Raw genomic sequence first — 17,661 nt, 5'->3', positions numbered from 1 at the left:
CCGGGACGCAATTCCTGCCGTGAATTTTACATAGGAGGGTATCCTCCGGCGACAGGCCAAATTGAATTTTGCCGGATGATCATGCAAACATCCCTCTTGTAACCCGGTTTGAATGAACCGGCTGTTGATTTTGCTTTTTTGAATTTGCTGAAAAGTATAAAAAAGAGAATTTGTTTTATTAATTTCGGTGAGAATTAGCCTGACTTGAAGGTATAAATCTCCAAAATGACAGAATTATGGAAGCAGGAAAACCAAGACGTATCGGAATATTAACCGCGGGAGGTGATTGCCCCGGGTTGAACGCTGCAATCAGGGGGGTTGGAAAGACAGCCATTGTCGAGTATGGGATGGAAGTGATTGGCTTTACGGCCGGTTATTCTGGACTGATTGAAAAGGAGTATGTCGAATTGAAAGAGTCGAGTCTCTCAGGCATCCTCACGTTGGGGGGAACCATCCTGGGAACTTCGCGGGAGAAGCCCTACAAGTTTGTCAAAGAAGGCGACAACGAAAAGCCGGCCCTGATCAGGCAAAATTACCATGAGCTGGGCCTGGATGCTTTGGTTTGCATCGGCGGAAACGGAACCATGAAAACAGCGGATTGTTTGCGCGAAGAAGGGCTCAACGTGATTGGCATTCCCAAAACAATTGATAATGACGTTTGGGGAACCGATGTGACATTTGGCTTCGACTCGGCCTTACAGATTGCTACCGAGGCCATCGACCGGCTGCATACTACCGCCAACTCGCACCAGCGGGTCATGATTATTGAAGTGATGGGGCATCATGCCGGATGGATTGCTTTGTATGCGGGAATGGCCGGAGGCGGCGATATTATCCTGTTGCCCGAACTGGAATACAACATCCGGTCGGTTTGTAAAAAAATAGAGGAACGGTACGAAAACAGGAAAACCTACTCGATTGTAGTCGTGGCCGAGGGAATTGATCATCCCAAAAATACCTCGGCAGCCAGTTATTTGTCTGAGGCAATTGAGACCTACACCGGCATTGAAACCCGGGAAACCGTACTGGGATACATTCAGCGCGGCGGAAGTCCCAGCCCGATGGACCGGATCCTGGCTACCCGTTACGGCGCTTTTGCCGCCAAATGTATTGCCGACGGCGCTTTCGGGACGATGGTTGCCGTGAGGAACAACGAGCTGACTACGGTCCCTCTGGCTGAGATTAGCGACCGGCTGAGGCTTGTTGAAAAAGATCATCCGCTGATTCAAAAAGCACGGAAAATGGGCGTTTCATTTGGCGACGAATATTTGTAGAAGAAAGTGGTTATTTTTTTTCAATCGGCGCATTAAACCTGAAGCCGATACCGTGCAGGTTGATGATCTTAATATTCTGATCGTTTTTTAAGTATTTACGCAGGCGGGAGATAAATACATCGAGGCTTCTCCCCAGGTAATAATCGTCAGATCCCCAGACGTTTTTCAGGATATCCGATCTGCTGAGTACCGAGTTTGAATTTTCACAAAAGTACCTGAGCAGTTCGGCTTCTTTGTAGGTCAATGTCCGTTTTTCGCTGGCCGACTGGAGGCTCAGGTTGTCAAAAAGAAAATCAAAATGGCCAACTTTGTATCGTTTGGTTTCTTCGGATTCTGAATTATCGGGCGGCAAACTGCGTTTCATGAATACCCGGATACGCATCAGCAGCTCTTCCATGCTGAAAGGTTTGGTAATGTAATCGTCGCCGCCAAGCGCGAAGCCGTTAATTTTATCTTCCGTCAGCGATTTGGCCGTCAGAAAAAGAATCGGGATTTGCTGATCCTGTTCGCGCACTTTTTTTGCCAGCGAGAACCCATCCAGTTTAGGCAGCATCACGTCGAACAGGCAAAGGTCAAAGCCGGCTTTTTTAAACACGGCAAGCGCCTTTTCCCCGTCTTCAACCGCCGTAACTACGTAGCCGGCCTCTTCCAGGTTGTCGCGGATGATGAAGTTCAGGGTTTTGTCATCTTCGACCAAAAGAATTTTTTTTCCGGTAAAATCCATATTTATACAGGTATAGATAGTGTAAAAATACTGCCTTTGGGCGAATTATCCGATACATTTATTTTCCACCCGTGCCGGTCGATGATTTTTCTGACGTAATCGAGTCCGAGGCCAAAGCCTTTTACATTGTGAACGTCTCCGGTCGGGATGCGGAAAAAACGTCCGAAGATTTTTTTGCGGTACTCTTTGGGAATGCCCAGACCGTTGTCGGCAAAGCTTATTTTAATGTGGTTTTTTTCAGTGATCTGGCTGATGACGACGCGGGGAACTTCGTCGCAATACTTGAACGCATTGTCGAGAATATTAAAAATGACATTGGCGAAATGAAGCGTGTCGGCCTGAATCGTCGTATTTTTTTCGTCGGTATCAAATTCAATTTCGTACTGGTGCCCGTTCTGACTGGTTTTAAACTCATCAATGGTTTTTTCGATGAATTCTGCCAGCTTGATTTCCCGGAGGTCGAGTTGGATCTTTTTCTTCTCGATGGTTGCCATTTGCAGTACTTTTTCTACCTGCGATGAAAGTCGTTGGGTTTGTTCCCCGATTATTTTCGAGTATTCTTCCAGCCGCCGGGGATGATTGATGATCCGGGGATCGGCCAACACTTTGGCCGACAAATCGATGGAGGCAATGGGCGTTTTAAACTCGTGGGTCAGGTTGTTGATGAAGTTTTTCTGGACCTCGCTCAACCGGCGTTGTTTGAAAATAACATAAATAGTATAGCCGAAAAACAAAATGACAATGAGCAAAAAACCGTTTACCACATACCAGGTGTGGATTTGACTGCTGTAATATTTTGAGCGGTTTGGAAAATAAACACCAAAATAATAGGTGTATTTTTCGCAGGTTGGAAGACTGCAACTGGTTTTTTTGATGGATTTTAACTGGTAATGGTTCTCAAATATTTCCTCATCGGCGGTGCAACCGTTACTTTGTTCCGAACGAATATTTTGGCGGTTCAGGCTGTCGTTCTTTTCGGTCAATGAGATTCCGTAGACCATCTGGTTGTTTTCACAGTCGTAAATGGCGTATTCAAATTCAAGTTCAATGTTGTTGTTCTTAAATTCTTTGATCAGAAAATGCTCCAGCAGCCCCGGGTTAATCACATCGTTTACATTCACCACGTAATAGTTGTTCGAAATTTGGTCAACGGCAGCAGAAATGTCATGGTTGTTGGGATAACCTAATGTTTTTGCATTGTATTCATGCAGATGACGGGCAACATTTTTAAGCGCCAGCGTGGCTGAATCGTGGAATTTCTTTTCGTTTATATTGACCGTGTTCTTAAAGAAAAAGAACTGGATCAATAATATTCCAAGCATTGAAAAAGTTGCCAGAACAATGACGACCCTGATTGTATTTCTTCCCATATTTTATCGCGATACGCTTGCTTGAACGGTACGAAACTAATCATTTTTTCAAAGATAAGTGCGTGTTAACAAGTCGTTAACAAAAGTTTATTGCAATTAACAACACAAAATATTCAGCTTTCTTAGCTTTGTATAAACGTTCGCTTATTTGAATCAAGAGTTTTATCTTTGACAAAAATAAAAGGCAACAAAAACCAGGGGCAAATATTCAAAACAAGAATACTGGAAGGTTGATTGTTAAGAAACAGTACAATTCAAAGTTGACATAACTCTTCAAACTGAAAAAATATACGACTATGAAAGTGAGATTTATTTTTTTCGTTCTGCTGGCATTCTTCATTTCCGGAAATGTAAGCGGGCAATCGGCTCAGGCCAAAATTGTATTTGAGAAAATGGAGCATGATTTCGGTACGTTTCAGGAAGATGCTGGTCCTCAGGCGTACAATTTTAGTTTTGTAAACAACGGAGCGACTCCGCTGATCCTGAATAATGTTCAGGCTTCCTGCGGCTGCACAACCCCCGAGTGGACCAAAAAACCGGTTGCACCCGGCGAAAAGGGCCTGATTAAGGTCAGTTACAATCCTCAAAACCGCCCCGGCCCGTTTAATAAAACCATCACCGTTTCGGCAAACGGCGATGTTCCCAGAACGATTCTCCGGATCAAAGGCAATGTTGAAGCCCGCCAGAAAACCCTTGCCGAGGTCTATCCGCGCGAAATCGGTCCGGTGAGGGCAAAGTCCAATCACATAGCTTTTGTGAAAATCAATGAAAATCAGGTGTTGACAGATACCCTGGAGATTGTAAATGATTCACAGGCTCCCGTGACACTCGATTTTAAATCGCCCCCGGAGCATTTGAAAGTAAAAGTTATTCCGGCTGTTTTGAAGCCAAACGAAAAGGGACATATCGTGGTTGCCTACGACGCAGCTAAGGTGGGCGCCTATGGTTTTGTGATGCACCGTATTTATTTAAATGTTGACGGAAAATCCGATTACCGAAATTCGATTGGCGTTTCCGCCACCATCGAGGAAGATTTTACCGCCTTATCGCCGGAAGAACTGGCCAGCGCGCCGGTTGTTTCGTTTAACGCGGAAGCACACGATTTTGGCGATATCAAAGAAGGCGACAAGGTTGAATACGTATTCACCATTAAAAACATGGGGAAAAGGGACTTGATCATCCGCAATGTAAAAACATCCTGCGGCTGTACAGCAGTTACCCCCGAAAAGAAGGTCATTAACGCCAATGAAACGGTGCCCCTGAAAGTTGTTTTTGACTCGAAAGGGAAACGCGGACGGCAAAATAAGGCCATTACCGTCATTACAAACGACCCTAAAAATCCAACCAGTATCTTACGGGTATCAACCAACATTCAAAGTGCAGGATAACTGATTTTACATATACCTGACGAGCCGCTTCAAATTTTGGAGCGGCTTATTTTTTTTATCATGCCTGAAGTTTTACCTTCGTAAAAATTTTTCTGATGATTGTTGATAAAGAGCACGACCATATTGAGAATGATGAGCAATACAAAGGCCTCACCGTTAATCCGGGCATCGATCGTCCCGAATCTTTTAATGAAGATTCGATTCAGCGCTTTCTGAAAAATAAACGTAAGCCAGGTTTGCCGGCGGATGCCTATGTGAAAGGTATCCGGGAAGGAAATATCAGCCTGCTTAGCCAGGCAGTTACGTTGGTCGAAAGTTCAAAAAAAGAACATCAGCAAATTGCCCAGGAAATTATACTGAAATGTTTGCCTTACAGCGGCAAGTCCATTCGTATTGGTATTACCGGCGTTCCGGGTGTGGGGAAGAGTACCTTTATCGAATCGATGGGGAAATACATCACCTCGCGGGAGCACAAACTGGCCGTTTTAGCGATCGATCCGAGCAGTGAACGGTCAAAAGGCAGTATTTTGGGCGATAAAACACGCATGGAGGAGTTATCTTCCGATCCGAATGCCTACATCCGCCCTTCCCCGTCAGCCGGGTCGCTGGGCGGGGTTGCCCGGAAAACTCGCGAAACCATCATTCTCTGTGAAGCAGCCGGCTATGATGTGATTTTTATCGAAACGGTAGGCGTGGGGCAGAGTGAAACCGTGGTGCATTCCATGGTCGACTTTTTTCTGTTGCTGATGCTGTCGGGGGCCGGCGACGAGTTGCAGGGCATCAAACGCGGAATCATGGAAATGGCCGATGCCATTACCATTAACAAAGCCGATGGCGATAATCTGGAACGCGCGGAGATGGCCCGGGTGCAATACATGAACGCCCTGCATTTGTTTCCGCCAGCCGATTCGGGCTGGAAACCCAAAGTGCTTACCTGCTCGGCAATAAAAAAACTGGGCATCAATGAAATCTGGAAAACAATCAATGATTATCTTAGTCTCGCGAATGCCAATGGTTATTTTCAGTACAAACGTAATGAGCAATCGAAATTCTGGATGTACGAAACGATTAATGAAGAACTGAAAATAAACTTTTACCGGAATCAGGATATCAAAAAGGTCATGCCGGAGTTGGAACAACAGGTGTTGAATGAGGAATTGAGCTCTTTTGTGGCGGCAAAACAATTGTTGGAGACCTATTTCCGTTCTGTAAAATAATTGGGATGAACCCGGTGGCTGCTTATCGTGTTGTAAAACCGGGACGGGTTCGCGTGGATGACGGCGGAAGCGGTTTTAAACCGTCGTTTTCGGATTTCTGGAATACTTTAAAATTAAAATTGATACGGATGAAAAATTTAGGTTTGCTGTTTATCGTGCTGATTTTTCTGGCGGCCTGCCAGAGTAATTCTGCCAAATACCGGATTACCGGAACCATTGCCGGTCTGGATTCCGGGATCGTTTACCTGGTGAAAGCCGAAGCCGGTCAGGCGGTGACGCTTGATACCGTTAAACTCGTGAATGGAACATTCAAAATGGAGGGCGATGCAGGCGTTACGGAGTTACACTATTTGCGTTTAAATGAGCGCGATTATTTTGCACAATTCTTCCTCGAAAATGCAAAAATTAAGGTTGAAAGCTATAAGGACAGCCTTCGGGCAACCAAAGTCACCGGTTCGCCCACAACCGATGTCTTCAATAGCTATCTTGACGAGTTGAATGTGATGAATGAAAAGATGAGCGAATACCAGCAGCAATTTGCCAGCGCTGCGGCATCGGGTAATCAGCAGGAAATGGATCGGATCCGTATTGATGTGGAAGCCGCATCGGATAATATGACCGTTTTTGCCAAAAACTTTGTACGCGAAAACAGCAATTCGGTGGTTGCGCCGTTTATTACCCTGACCCAGTTGGTCAGCCAACTTGAGTACAACGACCTGAAAACGCTTGTTGACGGATTCTCAGCCGACCTGAGCGAGTCGGTCTATCTCAAACAATTGAACGAGATATTGAGTGTGCAATCAAAAACAGCTATTGGCGTTGAAGCTCCCGATTTTACCATGAACGACCCGGATGGAAATCCGGTTAGCCTGACATCGTTACGAGGAAAATATTTATTAGTTGATTTTTGGGCGTCGTGGTGTGGCCCGTGCAGGCAGGAGAATCCAAATATTGTGGATGCTTATAAAAAATATAAAGACAAAGGTTTCGATATCCTCGGAGTGTCACTCGACCGCGACAAGGATGCCTGGCTTAAAGGAATTGCAGACGACCAGCTGACCTGGCACCACGTGTCGGACCTGAAATACTGGCAAAACGAAGTTGCCCAGTTGTATGGGGTGAATTCAATCCCTCATTCCGTTTTGCTTGATAAGGATGGTGTGATCATTGCAAAAAATCTGAGAGGACCCGCTTTGGAAGAAAAACTGAAAGAATTGATGCCATAAACAGGGAGCCGGTTAAACACCGGCCTTTTTGTTAAAAAGGGCTTGATTTGATGACTTTTATTCTTTTAAAACCGGCTGGGCTTTGCGTTTTTGCAAAACATTTTAAAGACTGGCGTGTTTTGTTTTAAATCGCATAAAAAAATAAAGATCCAAAAATTATGAATTACGATGTATTAGTCATAGGGAGTGGCCCGGGCGGATATGTTGCTGCCATCAGGGCTGCCCAACTTGGCATGAAAGTAGGGGTTATAGAAAAAGAAAACCTGGGGGGCATATGTCTGAACTGGGGCTGTATCCCTACCAAATCGTTGCTCAAAAGCGCACAGGTATACGAATATGCCAAACATGCCGCCGATTACGGCGTATCGGTTTCAGGAGACGTAAAACCTGACTTTGGAAGCATGATTGGCCGCAGCCGTGGCGTAGCCGACGGGATGAGTAAAGGAATTCAGTTTCTTTTAAAAAAGAATAAAATTGATGTGATCAACGGTTTTGGCCGTTTAGCCGGGAAAGGCCAGGTAGAGGTAACTGCCGGTGACGGGACGAAAACCAGTTATCAGGCCAAACACATTATTTTGGCAACCGGGGCGCGTTCGCGCGAGTTGCCCAACCTGAAACAGGACGGCGAAAAAATTATTGGTTACCGTCAGGCGATGAACCTGCCCAAACAACCCAAATCGATGGTAGTGGTTGGTTCGGGGGCAATTGGCAGCGAATTTGCCTATTTTTACCAGTCGATCGGAACGGAGGTAACCCTGGTTGAATTCTTACCCAATGTGGTGCCTAACGAAGACGAGGAAGTATCAAAAACACTGGAACGTTCATTCAAAAAAATGAAGATGAAAGTGATGACGGACGCTTCGGTCGAATCGGTCGATACCTCGGGTAAGGTGTGTAAAGTGACGATCAAAACGAAAAAAGGCGAAGAACTGGTTGAAGCCGAAATTGTGCTGTCGGCCGTCGGGATTGACGCGAATATCGAAAACATCGGATTGGAAGACCTGGGAGTAGTGGTAGAGAAAGGCAAAATCAAAGTCGATGATTTTTATCGGACCAATGTGGAGGGGGTCTATGCAATTGGCGATATCGTTCACGGGCCGGCGCTGGCGCATGTCGCTTCGGCTGAGGGCATTACCTGCGTTGAAAAAATTGCCGGGCTAAACCCGCATCCGGTTGATTACGGCAATATTCCAGGCTGTACCTACACCATTCCTGAAGTGTCGTCGGTAGGACTGACGGAGAAAAAAGCGAAAGAAGCCGGTTATGAAATCAAAGTGGGCAAATTTCCGTATTCGGCCAGCGGTAAAGCAAGCGCTGCCGGTCAGAAAGACGGTTTTGTGAAGCTTATCTTTGACGCGAAGTACGGCGAACTCCTGGGAGCGCACATGATTGGCGGAAATGTCACCGAAATGATTGCCGAACTGGTGGTCGCCAAACGACTCGAAATAACCGGGCACGAACTGATCAAATCGATTCACCCGCATCCCACCATGAGCGAAGCCATTATGGAAGCTGCTGCTGCTGCTTACGACGAAGTGATTCATATCTAAGAATATAAATATTGGCAAAAAGGTTGTCGGATAGGTTCATGTGAATGTGCTTACCTGCAACCTTTTTTATTCATATCTCTTCTGCTTTTTCTTTTCATCGAAATCGCCTTTCGGTCAGGTTTCTTCAGCCGGTAAAAATCGGTATAATGATCTTTCGATCAAAAAAAACATTTGTGAGGGCAACCGGTTTTTAAAGCGCAATAATGGAAAAAACGAATATATTGTTTGAAAAGTCGCAATAAATTGATTTTCAACGTAAAACTTTTGGTCAATAGTAAAAAAAATTACTTTTGTCGAACAACTAATCTTTTGACCTTATGAAGAAAATTGAACTAGCGTTCTTTTTGTGCCTTTTGAGTGTTTCCTTTAGTTATGCCGGCGGTATTTTAACCAATGCCAATCAAAGTGCACAGTACGTGCGCATGTTATCCCGTAACGCCTCTACGCAGGCCGATGCTGTTTATTTCAACCCGGCAGGTTTGGTAAACCTGGAAAACGGATTCCATTTTTCATTGAACAACCAGAGCATTTTTCAATCAAGGACGATTGAAAATAACTTTCCGCTGTTAAATCAGTCGACTTACGAAGGAGGGCTTACTGTCCCGGTATTTCCTTCCGCATTCGCGGTTTATAAAAAAGACAAATTAGCGTTATCTTTTGGCTTTGGAGTTAACGGAGGCGGGGGTACGGCCGAGTACAAAACCGGTTTGCCTTCATTTGAAATTCCGTTTTCGACCTTGCCAACGGTGATTTCGGGTTTTGGCATCCCAACAAGTAATTACTCAGCTGATCTTTTCTTTAAAGGATCATCGGTGTTTCTTGGATTTCAGTTAGGGGTATCGTACGAGATCAGTGACGTTGTCAGCGGGTCAGTCGGTTTGCGTTACATTGATGCCGTGAATAACTATGATGGTCATATTCATAACATCCTGATTAATCCACAACATCCGCAAATTAACCCGAACGGGAGTTTTATGCCTGCGACTGATTTTTTCACGGCTATTGGTCAACCGGGCTATGCCGTTTTAACGGCTGATAAAGATGTTGATGTAAAACAGACAGGGAAGGGATTGATCCCAATTCTGGGATTGAATATTAAACCTGGTGAGAAACTTAACATCGGTATGAGGTACGAGTTTCGGACGAAATTGGAAATGACGAACGAAACAAAAGTTGACGGAACCGGTCAATTCCCAGATGATGCTAAATTCAGAAACGATATTCCGGCGATTCTGGCTGCTGGTGTCGATTATCAGTTGTTCGACAATATGAAAGTCTCCGCTTCATACTCTAATTATTTTGATAAAGATGCGAATTGGGACGGAAAGGAAGAGAACGTTGACAAAAACCTTTACGAATTGGCTTTTGGGATGGAATACCAGATCTCTGAGACCACAACCATCAGCGCCGGTTATATGTATACCAAAACCGGTGTGGGACGTGGCTTTCAATCGGACATCAGCTTTAGCCTGACTGGTAATTCTGTTGGTATGGGACTGATGTTCAAGGTGAATGAACGAACAGATCTGGACCTGGGCGTGCTTTATACGGCCTATGCGAGTAATTATAAAGAAAGTAATTACAGCGGGATTCCCTACAAAGAATCGTACGATAAAACAAACCTGGTTTTTTCAATCGGTTTGACTTATCACCTGTTTAAATAGAAAATACGCTTTGGTAACAAAAAATAAAGCAAGCCAGACGGGCTTGCTTTATTTTTTGTATTTCAGGACGACCGAAAAATGTTCAGTCTGCTTTATTTCAAAGGATTGCTTACTTTTCCGATAAAAAGGATCGCGTTGGTATCTTTTTCACGAATAGCGAAAACAAAGGGGTGATCAACGGCAAACACCGGGTCGGGTCCGGCCGAGGTGGTTCCGATAATGACGGCGGTAACAGCTGCCGCTTCGGTCCCTTGTTCATCCACTTTTAGGTAGGTTTTATGAAGCACATCGGAAACGAATAAGTCGTTTGCATCCGAAATCCCTGAGAAGTTTGCAAGGTACGGAGAGAATGCATCAGTCATGCCCAATGCTTTCAGCGTCTCGGTCAGGCCTTTATCGTACGAAAATTCAAACTTTGGAAGAAAAACCTTCTTGTTGTACCCGTGCATATTGCTTAGCCAGGACGACAAGTCTTCGGGTGTCAGTAACCTGGCTACGTCATCGGCCGAATAACCTGACTTTGGAAGAAAAATCAGCATGGCGTATTTTTCGCCGCCATACGGAAGTTCAATCAGCTCAAATTGAGATTGATCGGTGTATCTGAATGTTTCTTCAACCACCATGGTTGGAACGGACAGTTCCCGGCCGTCTTCCAGAAAGAATACCCGGTTTCGGGTTTCCTTTTTATCAAATTGATAAGTCCATATGCCTTTAAAATAAACGGCATTCAACAGGTACAACACATCATAAGGCGATACCTGGTCGAGGATGCTTTCGATTTTATTGTTGGTATTAAGTTTTACCCAATCGTTTACGGTTTTTAGCGTTGCCGCTGCATTCGAAAAGTCCAGGTCTTTTACTTCAGCCTGGTAATAAACCTTGTTGGTTTGCAGAAAGCTTGATTTGACAGAAAAGTTTCGGTTGTAAAAAACAGCATTGGCAATTTCAAGATTCACCCTGGAGTCGTGCGACGCCAGCGCATCAACCAGGTTCTGATAGGCTTTGTTAATTTCATCCGGGCTAAATCCGTTTTTGTGCAATAAAGCTTCCATTTGGGATTTTGTATCGCCGTCGGCTCCGTTATAAGCCATCGCTAATGCCAGGGAAACGCTCAGGGGCGAAATCATCAGGTTCGAATTACCGGATTCTTCATCAAGCAGTTGTTGAAAAAGTTCAAGACCAAATTGATTATCGGCATCAATGATTTGCGCGGATTTCAGGTCAAGCTGAATGTTGGTTGGCGGTTGATCGGATGGCTCGTCATCATGGCAGGAAATCGCCGAAAACAGCATCAAAAAGCTGAGTAAACTGCCAAAAATCTTTTTCATCGTAATGTTTTTTTTCTGTGTTTCTGTCGTGCGTTTAGCAGCAAAAATGCTGCCATGTTTTTTAATTCTCAGGCTACGGGATTCGATTTATCATGGCATTTCATCGGAATCCGGTTTTCGTGACTTTTTACAGATAGATGATCAACGAGATACATCGTTGCGTTGCCGGTTAATTTTTTTTAATGTTTACGCAACCATTACGCACAAGTTTGCATCTTCGCTTGAGAAAAGATGAAGAAGTTAAACCGGGAATTGCCTAAATAGGGTAATTTTACACTTAGCTAATTGATTTAACCTTGGAAGACCTCAGTCAACTCATAAAAGATTGTGCTGCTGGAAAACCGAAGGCGCAGGCCCGTTTATACCAGTTATTTGCACCAAAGATGTATGGGGTTTGTATGCGTTATTGTAAAGATCAGACTGAAGCTGAGGATAATTTGCAGGAAGGATTTATGAAGGTCTTTGAAAAAATTGGAACATTTCGGCACGAGGGTTCGTTCGAGGGCTGGATCAGGCGGATCATGGTGAATGTTTCGCTCGAGAAATACCGAAAGCAGCATTTGTTATATCCGGTGGAAGATATGGCTGTTTATGATACCCCGGATTTTAAAGATGAAATTATCTCGGAAATATCGGCCAACGACCTGATGAAGCTGATTCAGGAACTTCCCCCCCGGTACCGGATGGTTTTTAACCTGTTTATTTTTGAAGGGATGAATCATAAAGAAATCGCAGATGAGTTGAAAATATCGGAGGGAACATCGAAGTCGAATCTGGCCCGCGCCCGGATGATTCTGAAAAAAAAAGTTGTCATGAATTTTGAAAAACTGGAAAATAATTATTCTGCATGATGAACAACGATAACATATTGGATGAGCTAATCCGTTCAAAATTAGAACATTTTGAGCAGAGTCCGCCGGCATATGTTTGGGACCGGATCCATGAGAAGCAGAACGTGCAACGCAAAAAGCGGCTGTTTGTAATTATTCGGATCAGCGGAGTTGCGGCAGCTGTGTTGTTAGCCTTTGTACTTGGTTGGCAACTGCAACATAACCGGCAGGAGGAATTTCCAGGGACGCTTGTTGAACAAATAAGCGGTCAATCGCCAGATCAGGCGAAAGCCGGGGTCGCTGAAAGCCCGGGTGAGCTATCTAAGCCTTCGGCAGAACTACGTTCAGTGACTGAAACCCCGGAACAAAAACAAGCGGTGTTGTTGGGCCAGATAAACACAGAAAAAGAAAGTTCACCATTAACAGTGCAGACAGTGACTGAAACACGTGAGTCGTACCGGGCATTGGCTCCGCGCGATGCCCGGCTTGAATCCGGGAGCAGCCCGGAAGGGGCCGGATTGGCCGAAATAAAACGAGACAGAGGGGATGGTTCCGACCGCTTGTCGGCGTCCGATTTGGCTATGATTGAACTGAACCGGAAACAGCTGACTGCCCGAAACGAAGAGAAAGCGGCTAAGGCCTGGGATCTGGGGGCCATGATTTCGCCGGTTTATGCGATCAACCAAAGCTCCTATGATGCTGTTTATGCCAGCAATATGACGCATCCGGGATCGACTAAAGCCATGCAGTTGGGAGGGGGCGTTTCGGTTGGTTATTCAACCGGTAAACGGTGGAGCATCCAGAGTGGCTTGCACTATAATCAGTTGGGACAATCTTCGTCGAACAGCCCTTCGCGCGAAAGTATGAATTTTGTGTCTGATGCCCTGGATAAAAGCTATTTAAACACAGGTGTACAGGTTGAGAAAGGAATCATGCAGATTAACGCGTCAGCGGGAGTGGTTGAGCTGGATCATTTACCGGATGGCACCAGTTTGTCTGTTTCGCCCGAATCAAGCTTTTCTGGTCCCAGCCGGGAGGTGATGCTGACCAGCGCCAATTTCGACCAGCAATTTGAGTATGTGGAGATTCCGCTCCTGGTTCGTTACCTCGTGATCGACAAAATTATCGATGTTCAGTTTTTAGGCGGGCTGAATACCGGTTTCCTGATCGGCAACAATACCTATATGGAAGACGGAAGCGGGCAAAACCGTATTGGCAGTACAAAAGATATGAGCAGGATCAGCTATTCCACCAGTATTGGTTTGGGATTGGCTTACGGACTGACCGAGAAGCTTCAGTTACGGATTGAACCGCAGCTAAAATATTACCTGGGTTCCCTGTCCGATAATCCGTCGGTTAATTTTAAACCCTATACCATTGGGGTCCATACCGGCTTGAGTTACCGCTTTTAAAGAGCAAATCACCGTCAGATTAGAACAGATTCATCATCTGTTGGATATTGTTGATGAAGGTGTTTCTCCGGTATTTACCTATGCCCGGTTACCGTATAGCCCCGTTTCTCAATGGCTGTAATAATTTCTTTCTCGGTTATTTTCTCCGGGTCAAATGATACAACGGTTATCGAATCTTCATGGTTCGCTTCAACCAGGCTGATGCCTTTCAGTTCGCTGACACTTTTTTGGATCGACATTTCACAATGGTCGCAGGTCATTCCTTCCACATGAAAAACGATTTCAACCGGTTTTGTTGTACTGAGGGTTTCGGCTTCCTTAGCATTTTTTTGTCCGCAGGACAGGAGCAACACGACTGCAGATAACAGAAGAACTGTTTTCATGATCATTGGTTATTTTTTTATGACTTGTTCAAGAATTTTTTCACTTCCGGCACCGGCTTCGCTCATCACTGCTTTCGCTTCACTTCCCAGTAGTTTGGACATGAAATTGGCATTCATCCGTGCAATGTAAGTTTTGCCGTCGGCTTTTTCATAAATCGCGATACGGCAAGGCATCATCGACGAAATATGGCGGTTGGCGTCGTCGTCCAGAATCCGTACGGCAATATCGGGTTTGCAGACAGAAAAAACAGTTACCGGTTTCACGGTAAACCCGTTTTTCGACATAGTGGCCTGCAAATCATACTGGTGAGGCATACTCCAGTTGTTTTCCTTACTGGCCTGCTCAATTACTTCTTTTGTTTTTTCAAAGTCGAATTGACTTTCGCTCACGGTAAACATCATCTTCGGTGCCATCAGTAAAACGAAAGCCACACTGATGATCAGACCGGTAATTATTCCTGTTAGAAACATACGAGTACCTTTTTTCATGATTAAAACGATTAAATATCCAATCATATAGATATTTCAATGAAACATTCGAAGGCTACAAATGTTCACGAACGGAACAACAAGCTGTCGACAATCAGGGCGATCATCATGAAGAGGTAGAGGAAGTTCAGTTTGAAAAATGCCGGACGAACACGCAGGTTCTTTTTTACCAGGATCTCGATGCTTAAAGAAAATATCAGGTAAAAAATGTAAAAGATAAGAATGAACATGGCTACGTGTCCGATCATGATTTTTACGGCAATGATTAAAGCAGACGCCATGGTTGCCAGTACCCAGGTAAAACTCAACCGCTTAATCTGGTTCTCGGTAAAATGATCATGCAGGCTGGGATATCCGGCCAGCTTGTATTCTTTGCCAAACATGAGCAGAAGCAGCCAGAAGTGTGGAATTTGTCCGATAAAAAAGAAGGTGGCTACCCAAAAAATAACCGGGTCGGTAAGTGAGCCTCCGGCCGCCAGCCATCCGACGTAGGGGGGGAGAGCTCCAACCAGCGAGCCGGGTACCACGGCAAAGGCTGTAATTTTTTTTAAGGGGGTATAAAATACATTGTACGAAAGCAGAGTTATGAGGCTGATGATAAGTGCAATAACCGGTTGATGGATCAGTAAAATCAGGCTGCCCGACAACAAGTAACCCAGGGCAGTGAGAACTGCAAAAACCGGGCTGATCTTCCCCGATGGAATCGGACGCGTCCGGGTACGGGGCATCAGGGCATCCGTTTTGTACTCCTGCCAATGGTTGATGGCGCTTGAGCTGCACGAAATCAGAAATACGCCGAGGGCCAGCCAAAAACCGGATGGTCCGATTTTGCCGGTTTGCAAGGCGAAGCCGGTCAGCGCCGATAAAGCAACGGGCAACGAAATCCGCACTTTGCCCAATTCAAGAATAATTTTGACATATGAGCTAAAACTTAGTTTCGTCATTGCAATGTTTTCAGGTATTCAATGATTAATGCAACATCCTCTTCCGATAACTGCCCCTGGTACGATTGCATCAAACCCTTGTTAAAGCCGGCGGCAATGTCGGCTCCCGGATCGAAAACCGAGTGTTTGATGTATTCGTCATCAGCCACCACTTCCCGTTTTTCCCTGCCTGTTGTCACCGATCTGGTGCTTCCGTATAAACCTTTAAAGGAAGGACCAATCAGTTTCGACCCGTCGAGTGTATGACAGGCCAGACAGCCGATGTTGGTCATGATCCTTTTTCCGGCAGCTGAAGGCGAATCAACTGCTGCAACCTTGATAGTGGTATCAACATACCACTTTTCAAAGTCTTCTTCAGGCATCACTTTCACCCAATTGTACATGTACGAATGCTGTAAGCCGCAATATTCGGTGCAGAACAATTCGTAGGTACCTTCTTTTTGCGGGATAAACCACATGAATTTGTCTTTTCCCGGAACCACATCTTCTTTTACCCTGAAAGCCGGGATATAAACCGAATGTAATACATCCAGGGCGACCAGGTTTAGTTTTACCGGCTTGTCTTTCGGAACAAACAGGGTATCTGTCTTTTTCCCGTTTTCATATTCGAAGGTGAAGTTCCACATCCGGGCAATCACGTCAATCTCAAAACTGTCGTCGGGAGCTTTGGTCATGGGTTTCCAACCCGCCCAGCCATAATAAAACATAATCAGTACCAGGATGGTCGGGATGACCGTCCAGATGACTTCCAGCGTATTGCTTCCTTTGATTTGGGTTGCCTGCGGGTTCCGTTTCTTGTTGTAACGGTAAATAAACCAGATCATCGTGCCTGTTAAGCCAATCAGGAAAAGAAATGAAACGGCCAGGATAATTATAAATGCCCGGTCGACACCGGAAACAAAATTGGAAGCTTGTGTGGATGCTAATATATACATAGTCATTATCTGAATGAGTAGTCGAAAAAGGTGATGATGATTACAGCCAGAAAAAGCATAAATACAAATCCGACCATCAGGCGGATGTATGGTTTGTCATACTTCAGGTGCATAAAATAAGTGAGCACCAGGTATGATTTTACCGAAGCAAAAACCAGCGCTGCCGCAACGGTTAATTCTCCCAATTCAATTCCTGTGATCATAATCGACAGGAATGTAAAGGCTAACAAGGCCAGCAGGATGAAAAAATATGTCCGGTAGGAGACGATGTGATGTTTTTCGTTTTCCATACTTCAACCAGGTTTTAATGGATTAGATAAAATAAAGGGAACAGGAAAATCCAGATCAGGTCGACCAGGTGCCAGTAAAGACCTGCATTTTCGATCAGGGCCGACCGTTCGGCATGTACCGTCCCTTTCGACACTTTGGCCAGCGTAACGCCGATCAGGATCAGACCGATGATAATGTGCAGGGCGTGCAGGCCGGTCATCACGAAGTACAAGCCAAAGAACAGGATCTCGCCCTGGCTGAGGTTTTCCAGCATATGTTCCGATCCGGGGAAAATGCCATGCTCAAATTTGATTCCCCATTCAAAATACTTGTTGATTAAAAAAACCAGGCCGAGGATGAAGGTGATTTCCAGCAATAAAATGGTGGTTCCTTTCTGTCCTTTTTGAATGGCAGACGTCGACATGGCAATGGTCATACTGCTGATCAGCAGGATCACGGTGTTGATTGCCCCGATCGAGGTATTTAATTCTTCGGCTGCCAAATGAAAGGCGTCCTGGTTCATGAAGCGGTAAACGGAGTAAACGATGAATAATCCGCCGAAAAGTAGCAGTTCGGTAAAAATAAACAGCCACATCCCTATTTTTGAACCTTCGGCATCGTAATGTTCATCGTGATGGATAACTTGTGACATAGGTA

General features: G+C 45.0%; 17 protein-coding genes. 8 read left to right on the top strand and 9 right to left on the bottom strand.

Annotated elements, in window-relative coordinates; translation table 11 throughout:
- Positions 1 to 236 precede the first annotated feature (236 nt).
- On the top strand, positions 237 to 1,274 hold the full coding sequence (locus ACOIT5_RS03975; protein WP_423129168.1) for an ATP-dependent 6-phosphofructokinase: 1,038 nt from the start codon (positions 237 to 239) through the stop codon (positions 1,272 to 1,274).
- Positions 1,275 to 1,284: 10 nt separating this feature from the next.
- Here ACOIT5_RS03975 and ACOIT5_RS03970 read toward each other — a convergent pair whose 3' ends face one another.
- Both ACOIT5_RS03970 and ACOIT5_RS03965 read right to left on the bottom strand, forming a co-directional pair.
- A complete protein-coding gene (locus ACOIT5_RS03970) occupies positions 1,285 to 1,998 on the bottom strand; it encodes a response regulator transcription factor (protein ID WP_423129167.1) in 714 nt (237 codons plus the stop codon).
- Between the two features lie 2 nt (positions 1,999 to 2,000).
- Positions 2,001 to 3,368: a sensor histidine kinase gene (locus tag ACOIT5_RS03965; RefSeq protein WP_423129166.1), complete on the bottom strand. Its 1,368-nt coding sequence runs from the start codon at positions 3,366 to 3,368 to the stop codon at positions 2,001 to 2,003.
- Between the two features lie 296 nt (positions 3,369 to 3,664).
- Here ACOIT5_RS03965 and ACOIT5_RS03960 point away from each other — a divergent pair, with 296 nt between their 5' ends.
- From ACOIT5_RS03960 to ACOIT5_RS03940, 5 genes are all read left to right on the top strand, one after another.
- A complete protein-coding gene (locus ACOIT5_RS03960; protein ID WP_423129165.1) occupies positions 3,665 to 4,756 on the top strand; it encodes a DUF1573 domain-containing protein in 1,092 nt (363 codons plus the stop codon).
- Between the two features lie 95 nt (positions 4,757 to 4,851).
- Positions 4,852 to 5,973, top strand: coding sequence for a methylmalonyl Co-A mutase-associated GTPase MeaB (gene meaB, locus ACOIT5_RS03955; protein ID WP_423129164.1), 1,122 nt, complete (start codon positions 4,852 to 4,854; stop codon positions 5,971 to 5,973).
- A gap of 128 nt (positions 5,974 to 6,101) precedes the next feature.
- Positions 6,102 to 7,199: a redoxin domain-containing protein gene (locus tag ACOIT5_RS03950; RefSeq protein ID WP_423129163.1), complete on the top strand. Its 1,098-nt coding sequence runs from the start codon at positions 6,102 to 6,104 to the stop codon at positions 7,197 to 7,199.
- Positions 7,200 to 7,357: 158 nt separating this feature from the next.
- Positions 7,358 to 8,749 (top strand): dihydrolipoyl dehydrogenase, encoded by a 1,392-nt coding sequence (lpdA, locus tag ACOIT5_RS03945; protein WP_423129162.1) that lies wholly within the window; start codon positions 7,358 to 7,360, stop codon positions 8,747 to 8,749.
- Between the two features lie 317 nt (positions 8,750 to 9,066).
- Positions 9,067 to 10,413, top strand: coding sequence for an OmpP1/FadL family transporter (locus ACOIT5_RS03940; protein WP_423129161.1), 1,347 nt, complete (start codon positions 9,067 to 9,069; stop codon positions 10,411 to 10,413).
- 92 nt (positions 10,414 to 10,505) lie between these two features.
- Here the strand turns inward: ACOIT5_RS03940 and ACOIT5_RS03935 are convergent, their stop codons facing one another.
- Positions 10,506 to 11,741, bottom strand: coding sequence for a serpin family protein (locus ACOIT5_RS03935; RefSeq protein ID WP_423129160.1), 1,236 nt, complete (start codon positions 11,739 to 11,741; stop codon positions 10,506 to 10,508).
- A gap of 296 nt (positions 11,742 to 12,037) precedes the next feature.
- On the opposite strand from ACOIT5_RS03935, the gene ACOIT5_RS03930 reads away from it, so the two are divergent.
- A complete protein-coding gene (locus ACOIT5_RS03930; protein WP_423129159.1) occupies positions 12,038 to 12,592 on the top strand; it encodes an RNA polymerase sigma factor in 555 nt (184 codons plus the stop codon).
- The gene (locus ACOIT5_RS03925; RefSeq protein WP_423129158.1) at positions 12,589 to 13,983 is read left to right on the top strand and encodes an outer membrane beta-barrel protein; all 1,395 of its coding nucleotides are present in this window, start codon (positions 12,589 to 12,591) and stop codon (positions 13,981 to 13,983) included. Before ACOIT5_RS03930 ends, ACOIT5_RS03925 begins: the two co-directional genes overlap by 4 nt.
- A gap of 74 nt (positions 13,984 to 14,057) precedes the next feature.
- Here the strand turns inward: ACOIT5_RS03925 and ACOIT5_RS03920 are convergent, their stop codons facing one another.
- From ACOIT5_RS03920 to ACOIT5_RS03895, 6 genes are all read right to left on the bottom strand, one after another.
- Complete coding sequence (locus ACOIT5_RS03920) at positions 14,058 to 14,366, bottom strand: heavy-metal-associated domain-containing protein (RefSeq protein WP_423129157.1); 309 nt, start codon at positions 14,364 to 14,366, stop codon at positions 14,058 to 14,060.
- Between the two features lie 9 nt (positions 14,367 to 14,375).
- The gene (locus ACOIT5_RS03915; RefSeq protein WP_423129156.1) at positions 14,376 to 14,855 is read right to left on the bottom strand and encodes a DUF302 domain-containing protein; all 480 of its coding nucleotides are present in this window, start codon (positions 14,853 to 14,855) and stop codon (positions 14,376 to 14,378) included.
- A gap of 65 nt (positions 14,856 to 14,920) precedes the next feature.
- Positions 14,921 to 15,799, bottom strand: coding sequence for a protoheme IX farnesyltransferase (locus ACOIT5_RS03910; protein WP_423129155.1), 879 nt, complete (start codon positions 15,797 to 15,799; stop codon positions 14,921 to 14,923).
- Complete coding sequence (coxB, locus tag ACOIT5_RS03905) at positions 15,796 to 16,734, bottom strand: cytochrome c oxidase subunit II (RefSeq protein WP_423129154.1); 939 nt, start codon at positions 16,732 to 16,734, stop codon at positions 15,796 to 15,798. Before coxB ends, ACOIT5_RS03910 begins: the two co-directional genes overlap by 4 nt.
- A gap of 5 nt (positions 16,735 to 16,739) precedes the next feature.
- Positions 16,740 to 17,024: a cytochrome C oxidase subunit IV family protein gene (locus tag ACOIT5_RS03900; RefSeq protein WP_423129153.1), complete on the bottom strand. Its 285-nt coding sequence runs from the start codon at positions 17,022 to 17,024 to the stop codon at positions 16,740 to 16,742.
- A gap of 14 nt (positions 17,025 to 17,038) precedes the next feature.
- On the bottom strand, positions 17,039 to 17,656 hold the full coding sequence (locus ACOIT5_RS03895) for a cytochrome c oxidase subunit 3 family protein (protein WP_423129152.1): 618 nt from the start codon (positions 17,654 to 17,656) through the stop codon (positions 17,039 to 17,041).
- Positions 17,657 to 17,661 lie beyond the last annotated feature (5 nt).

The organism is Gaoshiqia hydrogeniformans (assembly GCF_049347105.1).
Taxonomy (GTDB): Bacteria; Bacteroidota; Bacteroidia; order Bacteroidales; family Prolixibacteraceae; genus Gaoshiqia; species Gaoshiqia hydrogeniformans.
The sequence above is the reverse complement of the archived record's forward strand: the minus strand, read 5'-3'. Positions and strand labels throughout refer to the sequence as shown.

Excerpts from the sequence above, each read along its gene's own strand:
- ACOIT5_RS03975 (WP_423129168.1), top strand. The coding sequence starts at position 237 with ATGGAAGCAGGAAAACCAAGACGTATCGGAATATTAACCGCGGGAGGT.
- ACOIT5_RS03970 (WP_423129167.1), bottom strand. The coding sequence starts at position 1,998 with ATGGATTTTACCGGAAAAAAAATTCTTTTGGTCGAAGATGACAAAACC.
- ACOIT5_RS03965 (WP_423129166.1), bottom strand. The coding sequence starts at position 3,368 with ATGGGAAGAAATACAATCAGGGTCGTCATTGTTCTGGCAACTTTTTCA.
- ACOIT5_RS03960 (WP_423129165.1), top strand. The coding sequence starts at position 3,665 with ATGAAAGTGAGATTTATTTTTTTCGTTCTGCTGGCATTCTTCATTTCC.
- meaB (WP_423129164.1), top strand. The coding sequence starts at position 4,852 with ATGATTGTTGATAAAGAGCACGACCATATTGAGAATGATGAGCAATAC.
- ACOIT5_RS03950 (WP_423129163.1), top strand. The coding sequence starts at position 6,102 with ATGAAAAATTTAGGTTTGCTGTTTATCGTGCTGATTTTTCTGGCGGCC.
- lpdA (WP_423129162.1), top strand. The coding sequence starts at position 7,358 with ATGAATTACGATGTATTAGTCATAGGGAGTGGCCCGGGCGGATATGTT.
- ACOIT5_RS03940 (WP_423129161.1), top strand. The coding sequence starts at position 9,067 with ATGAAGAAAATTGAACTAGCGTTCTTTTTGTGCCTTTTGAGTGTTTCC.
- ACOIT5_RS03935 (WP_423129160.1), bottom strand. The coding sequence starts at position 11,741 with ATGAAAAAGATTTTTGGCAGTTTACTCAGCTTTTTGATGCTGTTTTCG.
- ACOIT5_RS03925 (WP_423129158.1), top strand. The coding sequence starts at position 12,589 with ATGATGAACAACGATAACATATTGGATGAGCTAATCCGTTCAAAATTA.
- ACOIT5_RS03920 (WP_423129157.1), bottom strand. The coding sequence starts at position 14,366 with ATGAAAACAGTTCTTCTGTTATCTGCAGTCGTGTTGCTCCTGTCCTGC.
- ACOIT5_RS03915 (WP_423129156.1), bottom strand. The coding sequence starts at position 14,855 with ATGAAAAAAGGTACTCGTATGTTTCTAACAGGAATAATTACCGGTCTG.
- ACOIT5_RS03910 (WP_423129155.1), bottom strand. The coding sequence starts at position 15,799 with ATGACGAAACTAAGTTTTAGCTCATATGTCAAAATTATTCTTGAATTG.
- coxB (WP_423129154.1), bottom strand. The coding sequence starts at position 16,734 with ATGTATATATTAGCATCCACACAAGCTTCCAATTTTGTTTCCGGTGTC.
- ACOIT5_RS03900 (WP_423129153.1), bottom strand. The coding sequence starts at position 17,024 with ATGGAAAACGAAAAACATCACATCGTCTCCTACCGGACATATTTTTTC.
- ACOIT5_RS03895 (WP_423129152.1), bottom strand. The coding sequence starts at position 17,656 with ATGTCACAAGTTATCCATCACGATGAACATTACGATGCCGAAGGTTCA.